The following is a 15,960-nucleotide window of genomic DNA, read 5'->3' on the forward strand; positions in this document are numbered from 1 at the left end:
TGCCGTCGCCGATGTAGACGCAGGCCAGCGCGCCGGGCTCGGACCGCTTGAGGTGGAGGGCGACCCCGGCGGCCACGGGCAGGCTCTCCCCCTGCACACCGGTGGACAGGTAGCGGTCGCGGTGGATGTGCTGGCTGCCGCCGACGCCCCCGCAGACCGCGCCCTCCCTGCCCATGATCTCGGCGAGCAGGCCGTGCGGGTCGCGGAAGGCGGACAGGTAGTGGCCGTGGCCCCGGTGGTTGCTGAAGACGTGGTCGTCCGGGCCGAGCAGCGGGCGCAGCGCCACCGGGACGTACTCCTGGCCGAGACAGGTGTGCGTGGTGCCGTTGAGCTCGCCCCTGCCGTACAGCTCCAGGAGTTTCAGCTCGAAGTGCCGGACCAGCAGCAGCAGTTCCAGGTCGTCGTCGTCCAGACGGGACAGGCGGAGCCGGTCGAGGGTCTCAGTCATCGCCGAGTGACTCCACGATCCCGGCGATGGTGGGGTTGTCGAAGAAGGCGTCCAGGGAGACCTCGATGTCCAGGCGCTTGCGCATCCGGGCGATGATCTGCGTGATGGTCAGGGAGTGGCCGCCCAGGTCGAAGATGTCGTCGTGGTCGTCGATCGGCGAGATGCCCAGGACTTCCTCCCAGATCTCGCGTACCTGGTCGGTGAGGGTGGTGACGGAACCCATCTCTTACTCCAGAATTTCGTTCAGTATTTCGTTCAGCGTCAGGTCGGGGTCGTGTGTGGCGCGTTCCAGCAGGAGGCGCAGGTCGGTGGCCGCCTTCGCGGCGTCCGGGACCGCCTCGGGGTCGTGACGCAGGCTGATCGTGAGGCCGCCGGGACCGTCCACGCACTGCAGGTGCAGCGCGCCGCGGACCGCGTGGTTGAAGACCGTCCACTCCACCGAGGTGTCGAGGCCGGCGAACACCGGGTCGGCGCCGTGCCGGGTGCGGTAGCTGACCGAGACGGGGACCAGCGCGGCGTGCGGCCGGATGCGGGGCATCGCGCGGGTCAGCGGCACCTGCCGGAACCGGTAGACCTCCCGCAGCTCGGCGCGGAGCGCGGTGGCGAACGCCCGGAAGGTCGTCTCCGGTGAGGGGGTGGAGGTGACCGGGAGCTCGTTGACGAACAGGCCGATGTGGCCGGCCGCCTCGGCGGGCCGGGTGGACAGGTCGACGGCGGTGGTCACCTCGGCGTTGCCGTACCCGGAGAGCAGGACGTGCAGGGCGGCCAGCAGCACCTCGAACCGGGTGAGCCCGGGGACCGACGGGTCGGCGGTGATCCGTAGCACCCGCCCCTCCCCCGCCCGCCGGGACCGCAGCGCCCGGCCGAGCAGCACGGTCTCGCCCGGATCGCGCCACCGGGGCTTCCAGAACTCCTTCGCGGCCGGGAGCAGGGCCGCCACCCGGTCGCGCTCGGCGCGGCCGTGGTCGATCGCGGGCAGCGGGGGCGGCCGCTCGCCGTTGTAGAAGGCGGCCAGGTCGCGGACCAGGATGTCCTTGGACTGGCCGTCGAAGACCAGGTGGTGGGCGACGAAGACGAGCAGGTGCCGCCCGGGTCCGGTCTCGAACAGGGTGAACCTGGCCAGGGGGCCGCGCTCCAGGTCGAAGGGGCGCAGGATCTCCTCCCGTACCGCCGCGTCCACGCCCGTCCCGCCCGCCGGGCCGGTGAACAACCCGTCCGGGAGACCGTCCACCGGACCTCCCGGACCGGTGAGCGGACCGTCCGGCAGACCGCCCGCCGGACCTCCCGGGGGGCCGGCCGCCCGCCGTACGGGGACCTCGGCGCCGGGCACGAGCCGCAGCTCGTCGCCCACCTCCGCCACCAGGCCACGCAGCACCGGATGCCGCTCCACGACGGCCGCGCAGGCGGCCAGCAGCGCCGCGGTGTCGGGCTCGCCGCGTAGCTGGACCAGCAGCGGCATGTGGTAGGCGGTGCCCACCTTCACGGTCTGCTCGGTGACCCACATCCCCTGCTGGGTGAAGGTGACCTCGGCCGTCTCCTGCCCGGCGGAGGCCGCGCCGCCGGTCATCGGGCGTCCTCCAGGGCCCGGCGCAGGGCCCGCTTGTCGACCTTGCCGCCGTTGTTGCGGGGCAGCGCGCCGGCGGTGGTCACGTGGGCGGGCAGCTCGTGCGGGGCGAGCCGGCCCTTGAGGAAGATCCGCAGCTCCTCGGGCGTGAGGGGGACGCGGGTCACCATGGTGACGGCGACGACGGTGCCGAGCACGGGGTGCGGGACCCCGAAGGCGGCCGCCTCGACCACGGCCGGGTGCTGGTAGACGGCCTCCTCGACGTGGATCGTGGAGACCTTGTAGGCGCCGGACTTCACCACGTCGCCCTCCCGGTCGACGAGGTAGAGGTAGCCGTCGGCGTCGATGCGGCCGAGGTCGCCCATCCGCACCCATCCGTCGCGGAAGGTCCCGCTCTCGGGGTCGCCGTAGTAGGCGCGCGGCGCCGCCGGGGACCGCATCCAGACCTCGCCGGTCTCCCCCTGCGGGAGCGGCGCGCCTTCGGCGGTGGCGATCCTGACCTGTCCCCCGGCCACCGCGCGGCCGACGCTCCCCGGCCGGTCCGGGTCGAACATCATGATCGTCTGAGCGGGGGCGGCCTCGGTCGAGGTGTAGTAGTTGGTGATCGTCGCCTTGGGGAAGGCCGTGGTGAGCGCCTGGGCGACGGCCGAGGGCAGCGGCGCGGCGGCCGAGCCGAGCAGCAGCACGCTGGACAGGTCGTAGCGTTCGCCGACCCCGGCGTTGATCAGCTCGATGGCCATCGCGGGGACGAGGAAGACCGTCCCGGCCCGGTAGGACTCGACCAGCGCGGCGAAGCGGCCCGGGGTGAAGCGCGGCAGCGTCACCACGGCCGGGTGGGCGTCGAGCGCGTTGATCAGCATGGCCTGACCGGCGTTCGTGCCGATCGGGAAGGCGTGGAGCAGGTGCCTGGAGTGCGCGAACGGGCGCCGCTTGGCGCCGCAGCCGTAGGCCAGGTTGGCGTGGGTGGCCGACACGCCCTTGGGGCGACCCGTGGTCCCGGAGGTGTAGAGGATCTGGGCGAGGTCTCCGGGGGCGGGACAGGTCAGCTCGCGGGCCGCCCCGCTCCGCTCGTAGGACGTTTCGCCCCGCAGTTCGGCGACCGTGGCGCTCCAGCCGACCTCGGGCACGGTGAGCCCGCCGGCGTGGACGGTTCCGCTCGCACGGCAGTGCTCCAGCATGAAGCGCAGATCAGCGGGGGCGAGGCGGTCCGACAGCGGCACGGCGGCCGCCCCGGCCGCCAGCACCCCGCAGAACGCCACGGCGTAGTCCGCCCAGTCTGCGCTCCCGAAGACCAGGCCCACCCGATCGCCCCTGGTGACACCCCGCGCCATCAGGCTGTTCGCGATCACGGCGGACCGCTCGTGCCACTGGCGATAGGTGAGCGGATCCGAGCCGTGCACGATCAGCGCGACCCCGTCGGGGTCGGTGGAGGCTCGGTCTCTGAGCAATTGGGGGACGGTCAGGTTCACCATGTGAACCTCCCAATAAAGATCGGATGTATATGAGCTCAGCGCATGCGGGCGCCTGAGTCACAACAGGAAAGAATCTTTACTATTCTAAAACGAGCGTCAGTCTTACATGATCGCCACAGCAGCGCAAGCCCTTTGCCGAGGTTCGCGAGAGCACCGGAAACCCCTGCCACACAGGGCCTTGCGCACCCCGGGCGGAGGTGTAACACTAACCACCCAGAACTAACTGAAAGGTTTCTTTCCAGAAAGAAGCTTTTCCCATTACGTGCTCAACTCGGTAAATATGCGCGGAGCGGGCTTCCGCATTCCCATTTTCAGGCGCCATCGCGCGAATGCGGGCCCGCGGCCGACGAAGGAGCTCTGCGTGCCCCAGCCAGAGACCGTTTCCCCCGGCCGACCTGCGACGGAATACCCGCTGTCGTACGGACAGCAGCGGCTGTGGTTTCTCCACCGGCTCGATCCAAGCGACTCGGCCTACAACACATCCTATGTTTACAGGTTGAAAGGCCGCCTTGACACGGTCGCGCTGGAGGCCGCCTTCACCGCCGTGGCGGCCCGGCACGAGAGCCTGCGGACCCGGTTCCGGGAGGTGGCCGGAGAGCCGCTGGCGATCGTCGACCCGCCCGCGCCCGTGACGCTGGAGCGGTTGACGGCCGGGGACGAGCAGGAGGCGCGGGGCCTGGTCTCCATGCTCACCAACACGGCCTTCGACCTGTCCGCCGCGCCCCCGTTCCGGGTCGCGCTGATCGGTCTCGGACCCGACGAGCACGTGCTCTGCGTCGTCCTGCACCACATCAACGGCGACGGCTGGTCACTGAACGTGCTCCGCTCCGAGGTGGCCGTCCACTACGGCAGCGGCGGCACCGCCCCGCTGCCCGAGCTGCCTCTCCAGTACGGCGAGCACGCCCGCCGCCGGCACGCGGCGGACTCCGGCCTCCAGTGGTGGGTCGAGCGGCTGACCGGGGTGCCGCCCCTCGAACTGCCCACCGACCGGCCACGTCCCGTCCAGCGCAGCGGCGCCGGCGGCGAGGTGGACTTCCGGATCGACGCCGACGTGGCCGACGCCGTCCGGGACCTGGCCCGCCGCGCCCGCTGCACGCCGTACATGGTGCTGCTCGCCGCCTACCAGGTGCTGCTCGCCCGGCACACCGGCCAGAGCGACTTCTGCGTGGGCACCCCGTCGGCCGGCCGCGACAGCACCGAGCTGGAGACCATGATCGGTTTCCTGTCGACCACGCTGGCCCTCCGCTGCGACCTGTCCGGCGACCCCACCTTCGGCGAGCTGCTCAAGCGCACCAGGCGGGTCGTGCTGGACGCGCTCTCCCGGCAGGACGTCCCCTTCGAACGGCTCGTGGCGGAGCTGGACGTGGAGCGGGACCTCAGCCGCACCCCGCTGTTCGCGACCCTGTTCGCCTTCCACACCCACGGCGAGTGGGTCGACCCGCTGCCCGGCCTGACCGCCACGCCCTTCCCGCACGGCTGGTCCCGGGCCCGGCTCGACCTGTCGGTGGACATCTCCCCCGCCCACGACGGCCACCTGCTCGGCAGCGTGGTCTACAGCACCGACCTGTTCGACCGCGAGACCGTGGAGCGGATGGTCGCCCGCTTCCAGGAGCTGCTCGTGGCCGCCGTGGCCGACCCCGAGGTGCCGGTGGGCTCGCTGCGGATGCTGCCGGAGGCCGAGCTCGCGCTGCTGGAGAAGTGGAACGGGACCGGCGCCGAGCTGCCCGGCGTGACACTGGTCGACCTGGTGCTGGAGCAGGCCGCCGCGACCCCGGACGCCGTCGCGGTGCAGACCCTGACCCACCCCGGACAGCCGGCCCCGGACGCCACCGCGGAACCGGCCCCCGCCGGCCGGCCGGCCGCCGCCCCCGGCCGCGCCGTGGTGAACACCGTGACCTACGCGGAGCTGGTACGGCGGGCCGCGGAGCTGGCCGGCCGGCTGGGCGCCGCCGGCATCGGCCGCGGCTCGCTGGTCGCGGTCCGGATGGAGCGCGGCGCGGACATGGTCGTCGCGCTGCTGGGCGTGGCGATGAGCGGCGCCGCCTACCTGCCGGTCGACCCCGACTACCCCCAGGCCCGCGTCTCGTACGTGATCGAGGACTCCGCGGCCGCGCTGGTGCTGACCGGCCTCGACGACCTTCCCCCCGCGACCGCCGCGCTCTCGCGGCCCGGCCCCGGCGACACCGCCTACGTCCTGTACACCTCCGGGTCCACCGGGCGTCCGAAGGGCGTGGTGGTGCCGCACCGGGCGCTGACCAACTTCCTGCTGGCGATGCGGGGCCTGGTCGGGTCCTCGCCCCGGGACGCGTGGCTGGCGCTGACCTCGCTGTCGTTCGACATCTCCGCCCTGGAGCTGTACCTGCCGCTGGTGACCGGCGGCCGGGTGGTCGTCGCCGACGCCGAGACGGCCCGCGACGGCGCCCGGCTCGCCCGGCTCGTCCGGGACGCGGGCGTGACCCACGTCCAGGCGACGCCGTCGGGGTGGCGGGTCCTGCTCACCGGGGACCTGCCCCGGGTGACGGGCCTGACCGGCGGCGAGCCGCTGCCGGCGCGGCTCGCCCGCGAGCTGCGTCCCCGGGTGGACCGGCTCGTCAACGTCTACGGCCCGACCGAGACCACGATCTGGTCCACGGCCTGGGAGGTCCCCGAGGACCCCGGCGAGATCGTCATCGGCCGCCCGATCGCCAACACCACCGTCCACGTCCTGGACCCCACCGGCGCTCCCGCCCCGATCGGGGTCCCGGGCGAGCTGCTCATCGGCGGCGCGGGAGTCGCGACCGGCTATCTCGGCCGCCCCGCCCTGACCGCCGAGCGCTTCGTCCCCGGCCCCGGCGGCTCCCGCGTCTACCGCACGGGGGACCGCGCCCGGCTGCGGGGCGACGGCGCCCTGGAGTTCCTCGGCCGCACCGACAACCAGGTCAAGCTCCGGGGCCACCGCATCGAGCTCGGCGAGATCGAGGCCGTGCTCGACGCCCATCCCGCCGTACGGCAGGCGGTCGTCGCGGTGCGCGGGGACCGGCTGGTCGCCTACGCCGTACCGGCTCCGGACGCCCGCGGGCTCCTCGACGAGATCGGCGAGCACGCCAGGCGGGAGCTGCCGGGATACATGGCCGAGCTGGGCTCCGCCGTACGGGAGCTGGTGCCGGGCGGGACGGACGGCGCGATCGACGCCGCCTCGGTCGGCACGGCCGCGCTCACCGCGGTGCGCGGCGGCGGCTGCTACGTGGCCGTGCTCGGCGGCGCGCCCGTCGCGCTGCGCGGCACCCGGGTGGCCAACGTCTGGATCCGCGCCGACGGGGCCCGGCTGGCCGAGCTCGCCAGGCTCGCCGACGACGGCCGGCTGACCCTCAGGGTGGCCGGCACCTTCCCGCTCGACCAGGCCGCGGCCGCCCACGACCGCCTCGCCGCGGGCGGCCTCCGCGGCCGCCTGGTCCTGCTCCCCTGACATCCCTCCCACCGGTACGGCCGGCAGGGCGCGGGCCGTACCGCGAGCGCCGGGACGGAGCGGCGTGTGGCACCGTTGGGGCATGCTGACACTGGCGCACATAAGCGACATCCACATCGGCGGCTCCCCGGACAGCGTCGAGCGGACCCGGGCCGTCATGCGGCACCTGGAGGGCCTCCCCGGGCCGCTGGACGCCGTCATCGTGAGCGGGGACATCGCCGACCACGGCGCGGTCGAGGAGTATGAGATCGCGCGCGAGCTGCTCGCCTCGCGCTACCCGACGGTGGTGTGCCCGGGCAACCACGACGCCCGCGCGGCCTTCCGCAAGGTCCTGCTCGGCGAGGACGGCGACGGCGACGGCCCGGTCAACCAGGTCCTGCGGCTCGACGGCCTGACCGTGGCCCTGTGCGACTCCAGCATCCCCGGACGGCCGGAGGGCTTCCTGGAGGACGAGACGATCGCCTGGCTGGAGACCGTCCTCGCCGAGTCGCCCACGACCCCGGTCATCGTGGGGATGCACCACCCGGCGGTGGCGCTGGGCATCCCCTACGTCGACGGCATCGGACTGCGCGCCCCGGAGCGGCTGGAGCAGGTCCTGCGGCGGCATCCCCAGGTGGTGGCCGTGATCGCCGGTCACGCCCACACGGCGGCGAGCACGACCTTCGCCGGGCTGCCGCTGATCGTCGCCCCCGGAGTCATCTCCACCGCGCTGCTCCCCCAGGAGACCACCGCGCCGGTCCCCGTCGACTACGGCCTGCCGCCCCAGTTCGCCGTCCATCTCTTCGAGGGCGGCCGCCTCACCACCCACGTGCGCCCGGTCGTCTGAACCCGTACGGCACAGGCGCCCTCCCACCGGGCGGGAGGGCGCCCGGCCCGCCGCGCGGGCCGACGCCGCGGGACCCTCCGGCGCCCGCTCCGCCGCCACGCCTCCCGGCGGGAACGGGGTGCCCGCCAAGGGCGGCCCCGCGGACCTTCAGGCCACGGCCTCGTCATGGGCCTTCAGGCCGCGGTGCTCCTGCGGGCTGACGCCGAACACGCGCTTGAAGGCGGTGCTGAGCGCGAAGGAACTGCCGTAGCCGACCTGCCGGGCCACCGCGCCGATGGTCACGTCGCTCTCGCGCAGCAGGTCGGCGGCCATGGCCAGCCTCCAGCCGGTGAGGAAGGCCATGGGCGGCTCGCCGACCAGGTCGGTGAAGCGGCGCGCCAGCGAGGCGCGCGAGACGCCGGTCCCGGCGGCCAGCGCGGCCACGGTCCAGGGATGGGCCGGATTGTTGTGGAGCATCCGCAGGGCCCGTCCCACCACGGGGTCGCTGTGGGCCCGGTACCAGGCCGGTGCCTCCGCCTCCGGGCGGGCGAACCAGGCCCGCAGGACGGCGATGAGCAGCAGGTCGAGCAGCCGGTCGAGAACGGCCCCCTGGCCCGGGTCGTCCTTGACGATCTCGTCGCCGAGCAGCGGGATGAGCGGGCAGTCCCAGGCGTCGTCGGGCAGGACCAGCAGGGCGGGCAGCGCCGCGAGCAGCCGCCGGCTGACCTCCCCGTGCATCTGGTAGGTGCCGGTGAGCATCATCGTCGAGCCGTCCGGGCTGTTGCCCCAGGTCCGCACGCCCAGGTCCATCGCCTGCTCCAGGGGCTCGCCCCGCAGGGTCGTGCAGTGCTGCCCGGGATGGATCACCACCTGGGGCGGGGTCGCCGGGTCGTCGGCGACCGTGTAGGGATCCGGGCCGCGCATGATCGCGACATCCCCGGGGCCCAGCCGCACGGGCTCGCCGCTGTCGGGGACCACCCACGCCCGGCCCCGCATCATGGCCACCAGGGTGAGCGGCGCCCGGTCCTGGATCCGCATGGACCAGGGCGGGGACAGGATCGACCGCAGCAGGAACGCGCCCCGGGCTCTCGGCCCGTCCAGAAGACCCGCGAGTACATCCATGCGCCTGATTTTAGACGCACAAACATGGAGTTGCGTCTCTCAGCCATGTTCCGTCCAACCCTTCCGGCGCTTCACTAATGGCATGACGGAAAACACGCGACAGGCAACGACACTGGTCCTCGGCGGCACGGGCAAGACCGGACGCCGGGTGGTGGACCGGCTCACCGCCCGCGACCTGCCGGTCCGGGTCGGCTCCCGCTCCGGCAGGCCCCCCTTCGACTGGGACGACCAGGCCACCTGGGCGCCCGCGCTGCGGGACGTGGAGTCGGTGTACGTGACGTACTACCCGGACCTGGCCTTCCCCGGCGCCGCCGCCGCGATCGGCTCGTTCGCCGGGCTGGCGGCCGACAGCGGCGTCCGGCGGCTCGTCCTGCTGTCCGGCCGGGGCGAGGAGGAGGCCCAGGTCTGCGAGCGGGCGATGCAGGAGGCCGGCACCGAGTGGACGATCCTGCGGGCGAGCTGGTTCTGCCAGAACTTCAGCGAGCACTACCTGCTGGAGCCGGTGCTCAGCGGCGTGGTCGCGCTGCCGGCCGGGGACATGGCGGAGCCGTTCGTCGACGCCGACGACATCGCGGACGTCGCGGTCGCGGCGCTGACGCAGGACGGGCACGCGGGCCAGATCTACGAGCTGACCGGCCCTCGGCTGCTCACCTTCACCGACGCCGCCCAGGAGATCGCGGAAGCCGCCGGCCGGGAGGTACGGTACTTGCCGGTCTCCCCGGAACAGTACGTGGCCGCGCTCGTGGAGTACGGCCTGCCGGCCGGGGAGGCGACGCTGCTGACCGGGCTGTTCACCAAGGTCCTGGACGGCCGCAACGCCCATCTGAGCGACGGCGTCCGGCGCGCCCTGGGCCGGGAGCCCCGGGATTTCGCCGACTACGCGCGAGACGCCGCGGCCACCGGCGTCTGGAACGGCTGAGGGCCGGGACCATGGGTGCGGAGCCGGGCCCGGCGGGAGCGGGCCCGGGCTCCACGCCAGAAATTTGATCTTCATTGACGGAGGATGGGATGTTCGAGTTGTTGAGAACCGCCACACTGGCCGCGTCCACACTGACCATGGGGCTCACCGCCGGCCTGTTCTACTCGTTCGCCTGCGCGGTCATGCTCGGCCTGAGCCGCACGGATGACCGGAGCTTCATCAGCGCGATGCAGTGGATCAACGTGAAGATCCTCAACGGCTGGTTCGCCCTCGCGTTCGCCGGCGCGCTGATCCTGACCATCGCGGCGGGGGCGCTGCACCTCAGCGGGGGCGGCCGGCCCGTGCTCCCCTGGATCGTGGCCGGCCTCGTGCTGTACGGGGTGGTGCTCGTCGTCACCTTCACCGTCAACGTACCGCTCAACGACCAGCTCGCCGCGGCCGGCGACCCCGCCGCGATCGCCGACCCCGCGGCGGTCCGCCAGGCGTTCGAGGCCAAGTGGGTCCGCTGGAACACCGTCCGCGCGGTGGCGTCCACGGCCGCCTTCGGCTGTCTCGTCTGGGCCCTGATCGTGCACGGGGGCACCGCCTGACCCGGCCGGGCCGGGGCGCCCCGGGCACCCCGGCGCGCCGCCCACGACGAGGACCGGACCCGCCGGGACACCCGGGGTCCGGTCCTCCGGCGGTCCGGGTGTGTCGCTAGTGGGGGGCCATGTCGACGAAGCGGCTGTAGTGGCCCTGGAAGGCCACGGTGACCGTGGCGGTGGGGCCGTTACGGTGCTTGGCCACGATCAGGTCCGCCTCGCCCGCCCGGGGCGATTCGCGCTCGTAGGCGTCTTCTCGGTGGAGAAGGATGACCATGTCCGCGTCCTGCTCGATGCTGCCCGACTCGCGGAGGTCGCTGACCATGGGGCGCTTGTCGGTCCGCTGCTCGGGGCCACGGTTGAGCTGGGAGATGGCGATGACCGGGACCTCCAGCTCCTTGGCGAGGAGCTTGATGGCCCGGGAGATCTCCGAGACCTCGTTCTGGCGGCTCTCGGTCTTCTTCGGCGAGGACATCAGCTGCAGGTAGTCGATGATGACGAAGCGCAGCTCGTTGCGCTGCTTGAGACGGCGGCACTTGGCCCGGATCTCCATCATCGACATGTTGGGCGAGTCGTCGATGAACAGCGGCGCCTCGGCCACCTCACCCATCCGCCGGGCCAGCTTGGCCCAGTCGTCGTCGGTCATCGTGCCCGAGCGCATGTTGTGCAGCGCCACCCGTGCCTCGGCGGACAGCAGGCGCATCGTGATCTCGTTGCGCGACATCTCCAGCGAGAACACGACGGTGGTCATACCGTGCTTGATAGCTGCGGAACGGGCGAAATCCAGTCCCAGGGTCGACTTGCCGATGGCCGGGCGCGCGGCCACGACGATCATCTGGCCGGGGTGGAGGCCGTTGGTGAGGGCGTCGAGATCCTGGAAGCCGGTGGGGACGCCGACCATCTGACCGCCCCGGCCGCCGATCGCCTCCAGCTCGTCGAGGGCGCCGGGCATGATGTCGGCCAGCGGGACGTAGTCCTCGGAGGTGCGGCGCTCGGTGACCTTGTAGATCTCGGCCTGGGCGCGGTCGACGAGGTCGTCGACCTCCTCGTCCTGCCCGCCGTACCCGTAGGAGACGATGCGGGTGCCGGCCTCGATCAGCCTCCGCAGGATGGCCTGCTCGCGGACGATCCGCGCGTAGTAGCCGGCGTTGGCCGCGGTGGGGACGACGGCGGTCAGCGTGTGGAGGTAGGCGCCGCCGCCGACCCGGGCGACCTCGCCGCGCTTCTGCAGCTCGTCGAAGATGGTGACGGCGTCGGCGGGGTCACCGCGGCCGTAGAGGTCGGTGATGATGTCGTAGATGATCTGGTGGGCCGGGCGGTAGAAGTCGTCGGACCGCAGGATCTCGACCACGTCGGCGATGGCGTCTTTGGACAGCAGCATGCCGCCGAGCACGGACTGCTCGGCCTCGATGTTGTTCGGCGGGGTGCGCTCGAATCCCGGCTCGAAGACCGGTGGCTCCGCGATGCTCACCGCACACCCCCTCTTTCGAACACAGTTACGCCATCCCCAATTTTTAGCCGACCAGTCTGACAGTCTCGCCGCTCCTCGGACCAAGTGGCAACGCAACCTGTCGACAGGGGTGTGGATAAGGTGTGCACTTCTTCCCCAGAGATGTGGGCACCCTGGGGACAGTTCTGTGGATAACTCTTTTCCACAGCGTCGGAAGGCCGTCTGTACTGGGGAAACGTCATCCACCGCCTGTGGAGGAAAGAAAGTTGGGGCGACACGCCGAGACTCTCCTCACACGGTACGGACTGTCCCGCTGATCCTTTTGGGGGCGCCCCTGTGAGTAAGAGGCACAATGGATCCGTGCCTCTTACCCCCAGAGCCGGCCGCGACCACGACAGGCAGATCCTCCGGCTGGCCGTACCGGCCTTCGGAGCGCTGGTCGCCGAGCCGCTGTTCCTGCTGACCGACACCGTCGTCGTCGGCCGCCTGCCCGCTCCCGCGCTCGGCGCGCTGGGGGTGGCGAGCACCGTGCTGAGCGTCCTGGTGGGACTGTGCGTGTTCCTGGCCTACGGCACGACGGCGGCGGTGGCCCGGCAGATCGGCGCGGGCAACCACCGGCAGGCGATGCGGCAGGGGGTGGACGGCCTCTGGCTGGCGGCCGGGGTCGGGCTGGCGATCATCGTGGTGGTGTGGCCGCTCGCGCCCTGGCTGGTCCAGCTGATCGGCGCCGAGGGCGAGCTGGCCCGGCAGGCGGTGACCTATCTGAGGATCAGCCTGCTGGGCGTCCCGGCCATGCTGCTCGTACTGGCCGGGACCGGCGTGCTGCGCGGCTTGCAGGACACCGCCACCCCGCTGCTGGTGTCCGTCGGCTCCTTCACGCTCAACGCGGTGCTCAACATCGTGTTCGTCCTGGGCCTGGGCTGGGGCGTCGCGGGCTCGGCCTGGGGCACGGTGCTGGCCCAGTCGCTCGGCGCCGCGGTCTATCTCGCCCTGGTGTTCGGGCGGCACAAGGCGCCGCTCCGGCCCGATCTGGCGGGCATCAGGGCGGCGGGCTCGGCCGGGGTCGCCCTGGTCGTCCGTACGGCGTGCATGCAGATGGTGCTGACCGTCTCGGCGGCCGTGGCCACCCGCATGGGCGAGACCCAGATCGAGGCCCACACGGTCGCCTTCAGGATCTGGACCCTGCTGGCCTTCGCCCTGGACGCCATCGCCATCGCCGGGCAGGCCATCACCGGCCGCACCCTGGGCGCCGGCGACGTGGCCGGGACCCGGGCGGCGACCCGGAGGATGGTCATGTGGGGGATCGGCTCAGGCGTGGTGCTCGGGCTCGCCCTGGTCGTGGCCAGGCCGTTCGTCCCCGCCCTGTTCGGTGCCGACCCGGCGGTGGCCGGGGAGCTGCTCGGCCTGCTCTGGGTGGCGGCGGCCCTGCAGCCGGCCGCCGGGGTGGTGTTCGTCCTGGACGGGGTGCTGATCGGCGCCGGTGACCAGCGCTATCTCGCCTGGGCGAGCCTGTGGACGACGCTCGCCTATCTGCCCGCCGCGCTGCTGGTGGTCACCGTCGGCGGCGGCCTGATCGCGCTGTGGCTGGCGCTGGGGGTGTGGATGACGGCCCGGCTGGTCACTCTGGGATTGCGTGCCTACGGCAGAGCGTGGCTGGTGATCGGTGCGTGATCTGGCGGTGTCCACCACGTGACCGGCTACCCCTTGTACGAGGCATTCCCCTGCGGCACTGTGAACACGTCCGACAAAAGGGTCTTCACCCCCCCATGATTGGGTCGCGTCGTGCCCGAAGGTGCAGCTTCATCGATCGTGCGTCGCCTGCCGCCGAGCGAGGCCACGGACCGGTGGACAGGTGCGCGCCACGGTCTGCCCAAAGCCTACGGCCGTGCGGACCTCATCGTACTGGGTGTCGGCGTCATGATCGGCGCGGGCATCTTCAGCGTCGCCGGCCGCCAGGCGGCCACCATGGCGGGCCCCGGAGTGATCCTCTCCTTCATGATCGCCGGAATCACCAGCCTGCTCGTGGCCTTCTGCTTCGCGGAGCTGGCGTCGGCCATGCCGACCTCCGGCAGCGCCTACACCTTCACCTACGTCATCTTCGGCGAGGTGTGGGCCTGGATCGTCGGCTGGGCGCTGGTGATGGAGCTGCTGCTGGCCACCGCGGTGGTGGCCCGGGCCTGGTCCCTCTACGCCGCCCAGATGCTCGCCGACCTCGGCGTGCGCCTGCCCGGCCCGCTGACCAAGATCACCGGTCAGGCCGAGGGCTTCGACCTGTTCGCACTGTTCATCCTGGTGGCGCTGACGGCCGTGGTGGCGCTGGGCGCCCGGGTCGGCCTGCGCACCCTGTGGATCATCGTGGTCGCCAAGCTGCTGGCCGTCGGCGCGGTCATCGTGGTCGGCGCCAAGCACTTCGACCAGCACAACCTCTCGACCATCCCGGTCCCGGCGGCCCCCGTCGAGACGGCCGCCGACACCCTGCACTCGCCGCTGCTGGGCATCCTCTTCGGCCAGACGAGCGCGTTCGGCTGGTTCGGCATCTTCGCCGCCTCGGCGGTCATCGCCTTCGCCTACATCGGGTTCGACATCGTGGCCACCGCGGCCGAGGAGGCCGAGGACGCCCCCCGGTCGATCCCGAGAGGCATCATCCGCAGCCTGGTGATCACCACGGTGATCTACATCGCGGTCGCGGTGGTGATGGTCGGCATGACCTCCTACGACAAGATCAGCCCGAAGGCCCCGCTCGCCAACGCCTTCCGCCAGGCGGGCGAGGGCTTCATGGTGCACATCATCAACATCGGCGCGGTCCTCGGCCTCACCACGGTCGTCCTGGTGCTGATCGTCGGCCTGACCCGCGTGATGTTCTCCATGGCCCGCGACGGGCTGATCCCCCGCCCGCTGGCCAGGATCAACCGGAGCTACCACAGCCCGACCAGGGTCACCCTGCTCATCGGCGGTCTGGCGATCCTGCTGGCCGAGCTCGTGCCGGTGCTGACACTCGAACCGCTGGTCGTGATCGGCACCCTGTTCGTGTTCATCGCCGTGTCCGCCGGAGTGATCAGGATGCGGCGGACGATGCCCGACCTGCCGCGCGGCTTCCGCGTCCCGCTCTCCCCCGGCGTACCGATCGCCTCGATCGCCGCCTGCCTGTGGCTGCTGGTGAACCTGCAGGTCATCACCTGGCTGTACTTCGCCGCCTGGATGGCCTTCGGCGTGCTGGTCTACCTGGTGTACGGCAGGCGCAACAGCGTGCTCGCCGGTGTACGGCCCCCGGCGGACCCGCTCGGCCTCGAGATCCGCGGCCGGCACCGCCGCTGAGCCCCGCCGCCGAGCCTCCGGCCGGCACCGCCGCTGAGCCCCGCCGCGGGGAAGCCCTACATCCGCCGGGCGTCGAGCACGCTCTGCAGGAACTCCCGGGTCCGGGGCTGCCGGGGCTCGGTGAAGATCTGCTCGGGGGTGCCGCGCTCCAGGAGCACGCCGCCGTCCAGGAAGCAGACGGTGTCGGCGATCTCCCGGCAGAAGCCCATCTCGTGAGTGGTCAGGATCATGGTCATCCCGCCCTCCTTGAGCTCCCGGATGATCTCCAGCACCTCCTTGACCAGCGCCGGGTCCAGCGCCGAGGTGACCTCGTCCAGCAACATCAGGCGGGGCCGGGTGGCCAGGGCCCGGATGATGGCGGCGCGCTGCTGCTGGCCGCCGGAGAGCCGGTCGGGGTAGGCACCCGCCTTGTCCGCCAGGCCGAACCGGGCCAGCAGCTCACGCGCCTGCTCCTCGGCCTGCTCCCGGCCGACCCCGTGCACCTTGCGCGGGGCCAGCGTGATGTTGTCCAGCACCGTCATGTGCGGGAAGAGGTTGAACGCCTGGAACACGATGCCCATGCGTCTGCGCACGTCGTCGGCGTCGGCCCGGACGTCGGTGATCTCGTCGCCGTCCAGGTGGATCGTGCCGTCGTCGACGGTCTCCAGCAGGTTCACGCAGCGCAGCAGCGTGGACTTCCCCGAGCCGGAGGCGCCGATGAGGCAGACCACCTCGTGCGCCTCGACCGACAGGTCGATCCCGCGCAGCACGCTGTGGCCGTGGTAGTTCTTCCAGACGCCCTCGATGGTCAGCAGGCTCATGGGTTCTCCTCACCCGGCGGGCCGCCGGGCCGTGGGTCG

The 15,960-nt window shown here is 72.1% G+C and carries 13 protein-coding genes; 6 read left to right on the forward strand and 7 right to left on the reverse strand.

Going from position 1 to position 15,960, the window contains the following annotated elements; translation table 11 throughout:
• The 4 genes from ACWDS7_RS36940 to ACWDS7_RS36955 form a co-directional block, all read right to left on the reverse strand.
• Positions 1-448 (reverse strand): thiamine pyrophosphate-dependent enzyme (locus tag ACWDS7_RS36940; protein ID WP_451933033.1); only part of this gene is annotated, 448 nt, incomplete at its 3' end.
• Positions 441-671: a phosphopantetheine-binding protein gene (locus ACWDS7_RS36945; RefSeq protein ID WP_306857021.1), complete on the reverse strand. Its 231-nt coding sequence runs from the start codon at positions 669-671 to the stop codon at positions 441-443. The genes ACWDS7_RS36945 and ACWDS7_RS36940, both read right to left, overlap by 8 nt.
• Before the next feature lie 3 nt (positions 672-674).
• Positions 675-2,015 (reverse strand): condensation domain-containing protein, encoded by a 1,341-nt coding sequence (locus ACWDS7_RS36950; RefSeq protein WP_451933034.1) that lies wholly within the window; start codon positions 2,013-2,015, stop codon positions 675-677.
• A complete protein-coding gene (locus ACWDS7_RS36955) occupies positions 2,012-3,484 on the reverse strand; it encodes a class I adenylate-forming enzyme family protein (protein WP_451933035.1) in 1,473 nt (490 codons plus the stop codon). Before ACWDS7_RS36955 ends, ACWDS7_RS36950 begins: the two co-directional genes overlap by 4 nt.
• A 280-nt stretch (positions 3,485-3,764) precedes the next feature.
• Between ACWDS7_RS36955 and ACWDS7_RS36960 the strand changes: the two genes are divergently transcribed.
• Both ACWDS7_RS36960 and ACWDS7_RS36965 read left to right on the forward strand, forming a co-directional pair.
• Positions 3,765-6,929, forward strand: coding sequence for an amino acid adenylation domain-containing protein (locus ACWDS7_RS36960; protein WP_451933036.1), 3,165 nt, complete (start codon positions 3,765-3,767; stop codon positions 6,927-6,929).
• An 82-nt stretch (positions 6,930-7,011) separates the two neighbouring features.
• Positions 7,012-7,755 (forward strand): phosphodiesterase, encoded by a 744-nt coding sequence (locus ACWDS7_RS36965; RefSeq protein ID WP_451933037.1) that lies wholly within the window; start codon positions 7,012-7,014, stop codon positions 7,753-7,755.
• Between the two features lie 147 nt (positions 7,756-7,902).
• On the opposite strand, the gene ACWDS7_RS36970 is transcribed toward ACWDS7_RS36965, so the two are convergent.
• Positions 7,903-8,856, reverse strand: a complete 954-nt coding sequence (locus ACWDS7_RS36970; RefSeq protein ID WP_451933038.1) for an AraC family transcriptional regulator — start codon at positions 8,854-8,856, stop codon at positions 7,903-7,905.
• Between the two features lie 82 nt (positions 8,857-8,938).
• On the opposite strand from ACWDS7_RS36970, the gene ACWDS7_RS36975 reads away from it, so the two are divergent.
• Together ACWDS7_RS36975 and ACWDS7_RS36980 are read left to right on the forward strand one after the other, a co-directional pair.
• Positions 8,939-9,775, forward strand: a complete 837-nt coding sequence (locus tag ACWDS7_RS36975; RefSeq protein ID WP_451933039.1) for an NmrA family transcriptional regulator — start codon at positions 8,939-8,941, stop codon at positions 9,773-9,775.
• A gap of 89 nt (positions 9,776-9,864) precedes the next feature.
• On the forward strand, positions 9,865-10,365 hold the full coding sequence (locus ACWDS7_RS36980; RefSeq protein WP_451933040.1) for an anthrone oxygenase family protein: 501 nt from the start codon (positions 9,865-9,867) through the stop codon (positions 10,363-10,365).
• Between the two features lie 106 nt (positions 10,366-10,471).
• On the opposite strand, the gene dnaB is transcribed toward ACWDS7_RS36980, so the two are convergent.
• Entirely contained in the window at positions 10,472-11,827 is a 1,356-nt protein-coding gene (dnaB, locus tag ACWDS7_RS36985; protein WP_306861510.1) for a replicative DNA helicase, read from the reverse strand.
• A 339-nt stretch (positions 11,828-12,166) separates the two neighbouring features.
• Here dnaB and ACWDS7_RS36990 point away from each other — a divergent pair, with 339 nt between their 5' ends.
• Positions 12,167-13,477: an MATE family efflux transporter gene (locus ACWDS7_RS36990; protein WP_306861512.1), complete on the forward strand. Its 1,311-nt coding sequence runs from the start codon at positions 12,167-12,169 to the stop codon at positions 13,475-13,477.
• A gap of 138 nt (positions 13,478-13,615) precedes the next feature.
• Positions 13,616-15,121, forward strand: coding sequence for an APC family permease (locus ACWDS7_RS36995; protein ID WP_451933041.1), 1,506 nt, complete (start codon positions 13,616-13,618; stop codon positions 15,119-15,121).
• A gap of 56 nt (positions 15,122-15,177) precedes the next feature.
• Here ACWDS7_RS36995 and ACWDS7_RS37000 read toward each other — a convergent pair whose 3' ends face one another.
• Positions 15,178-15,921 (reverse strand): amino acid ABC transporter ATP-binding protein, encoded by a 744-nt coding sequence (locus ACWDS7_RS37000; RefSeq protein ID WP_306861516.1) that lies wholly within the window; start codon positions 15,919-15,921, stop codon positions 15,178-15,180.
• Positions 15,922-15,960 lie beyond the last annotated feature (39 nt).

Source organism: Streptosporangium sp. NPDC003464 (assembly GCF_053588315.1).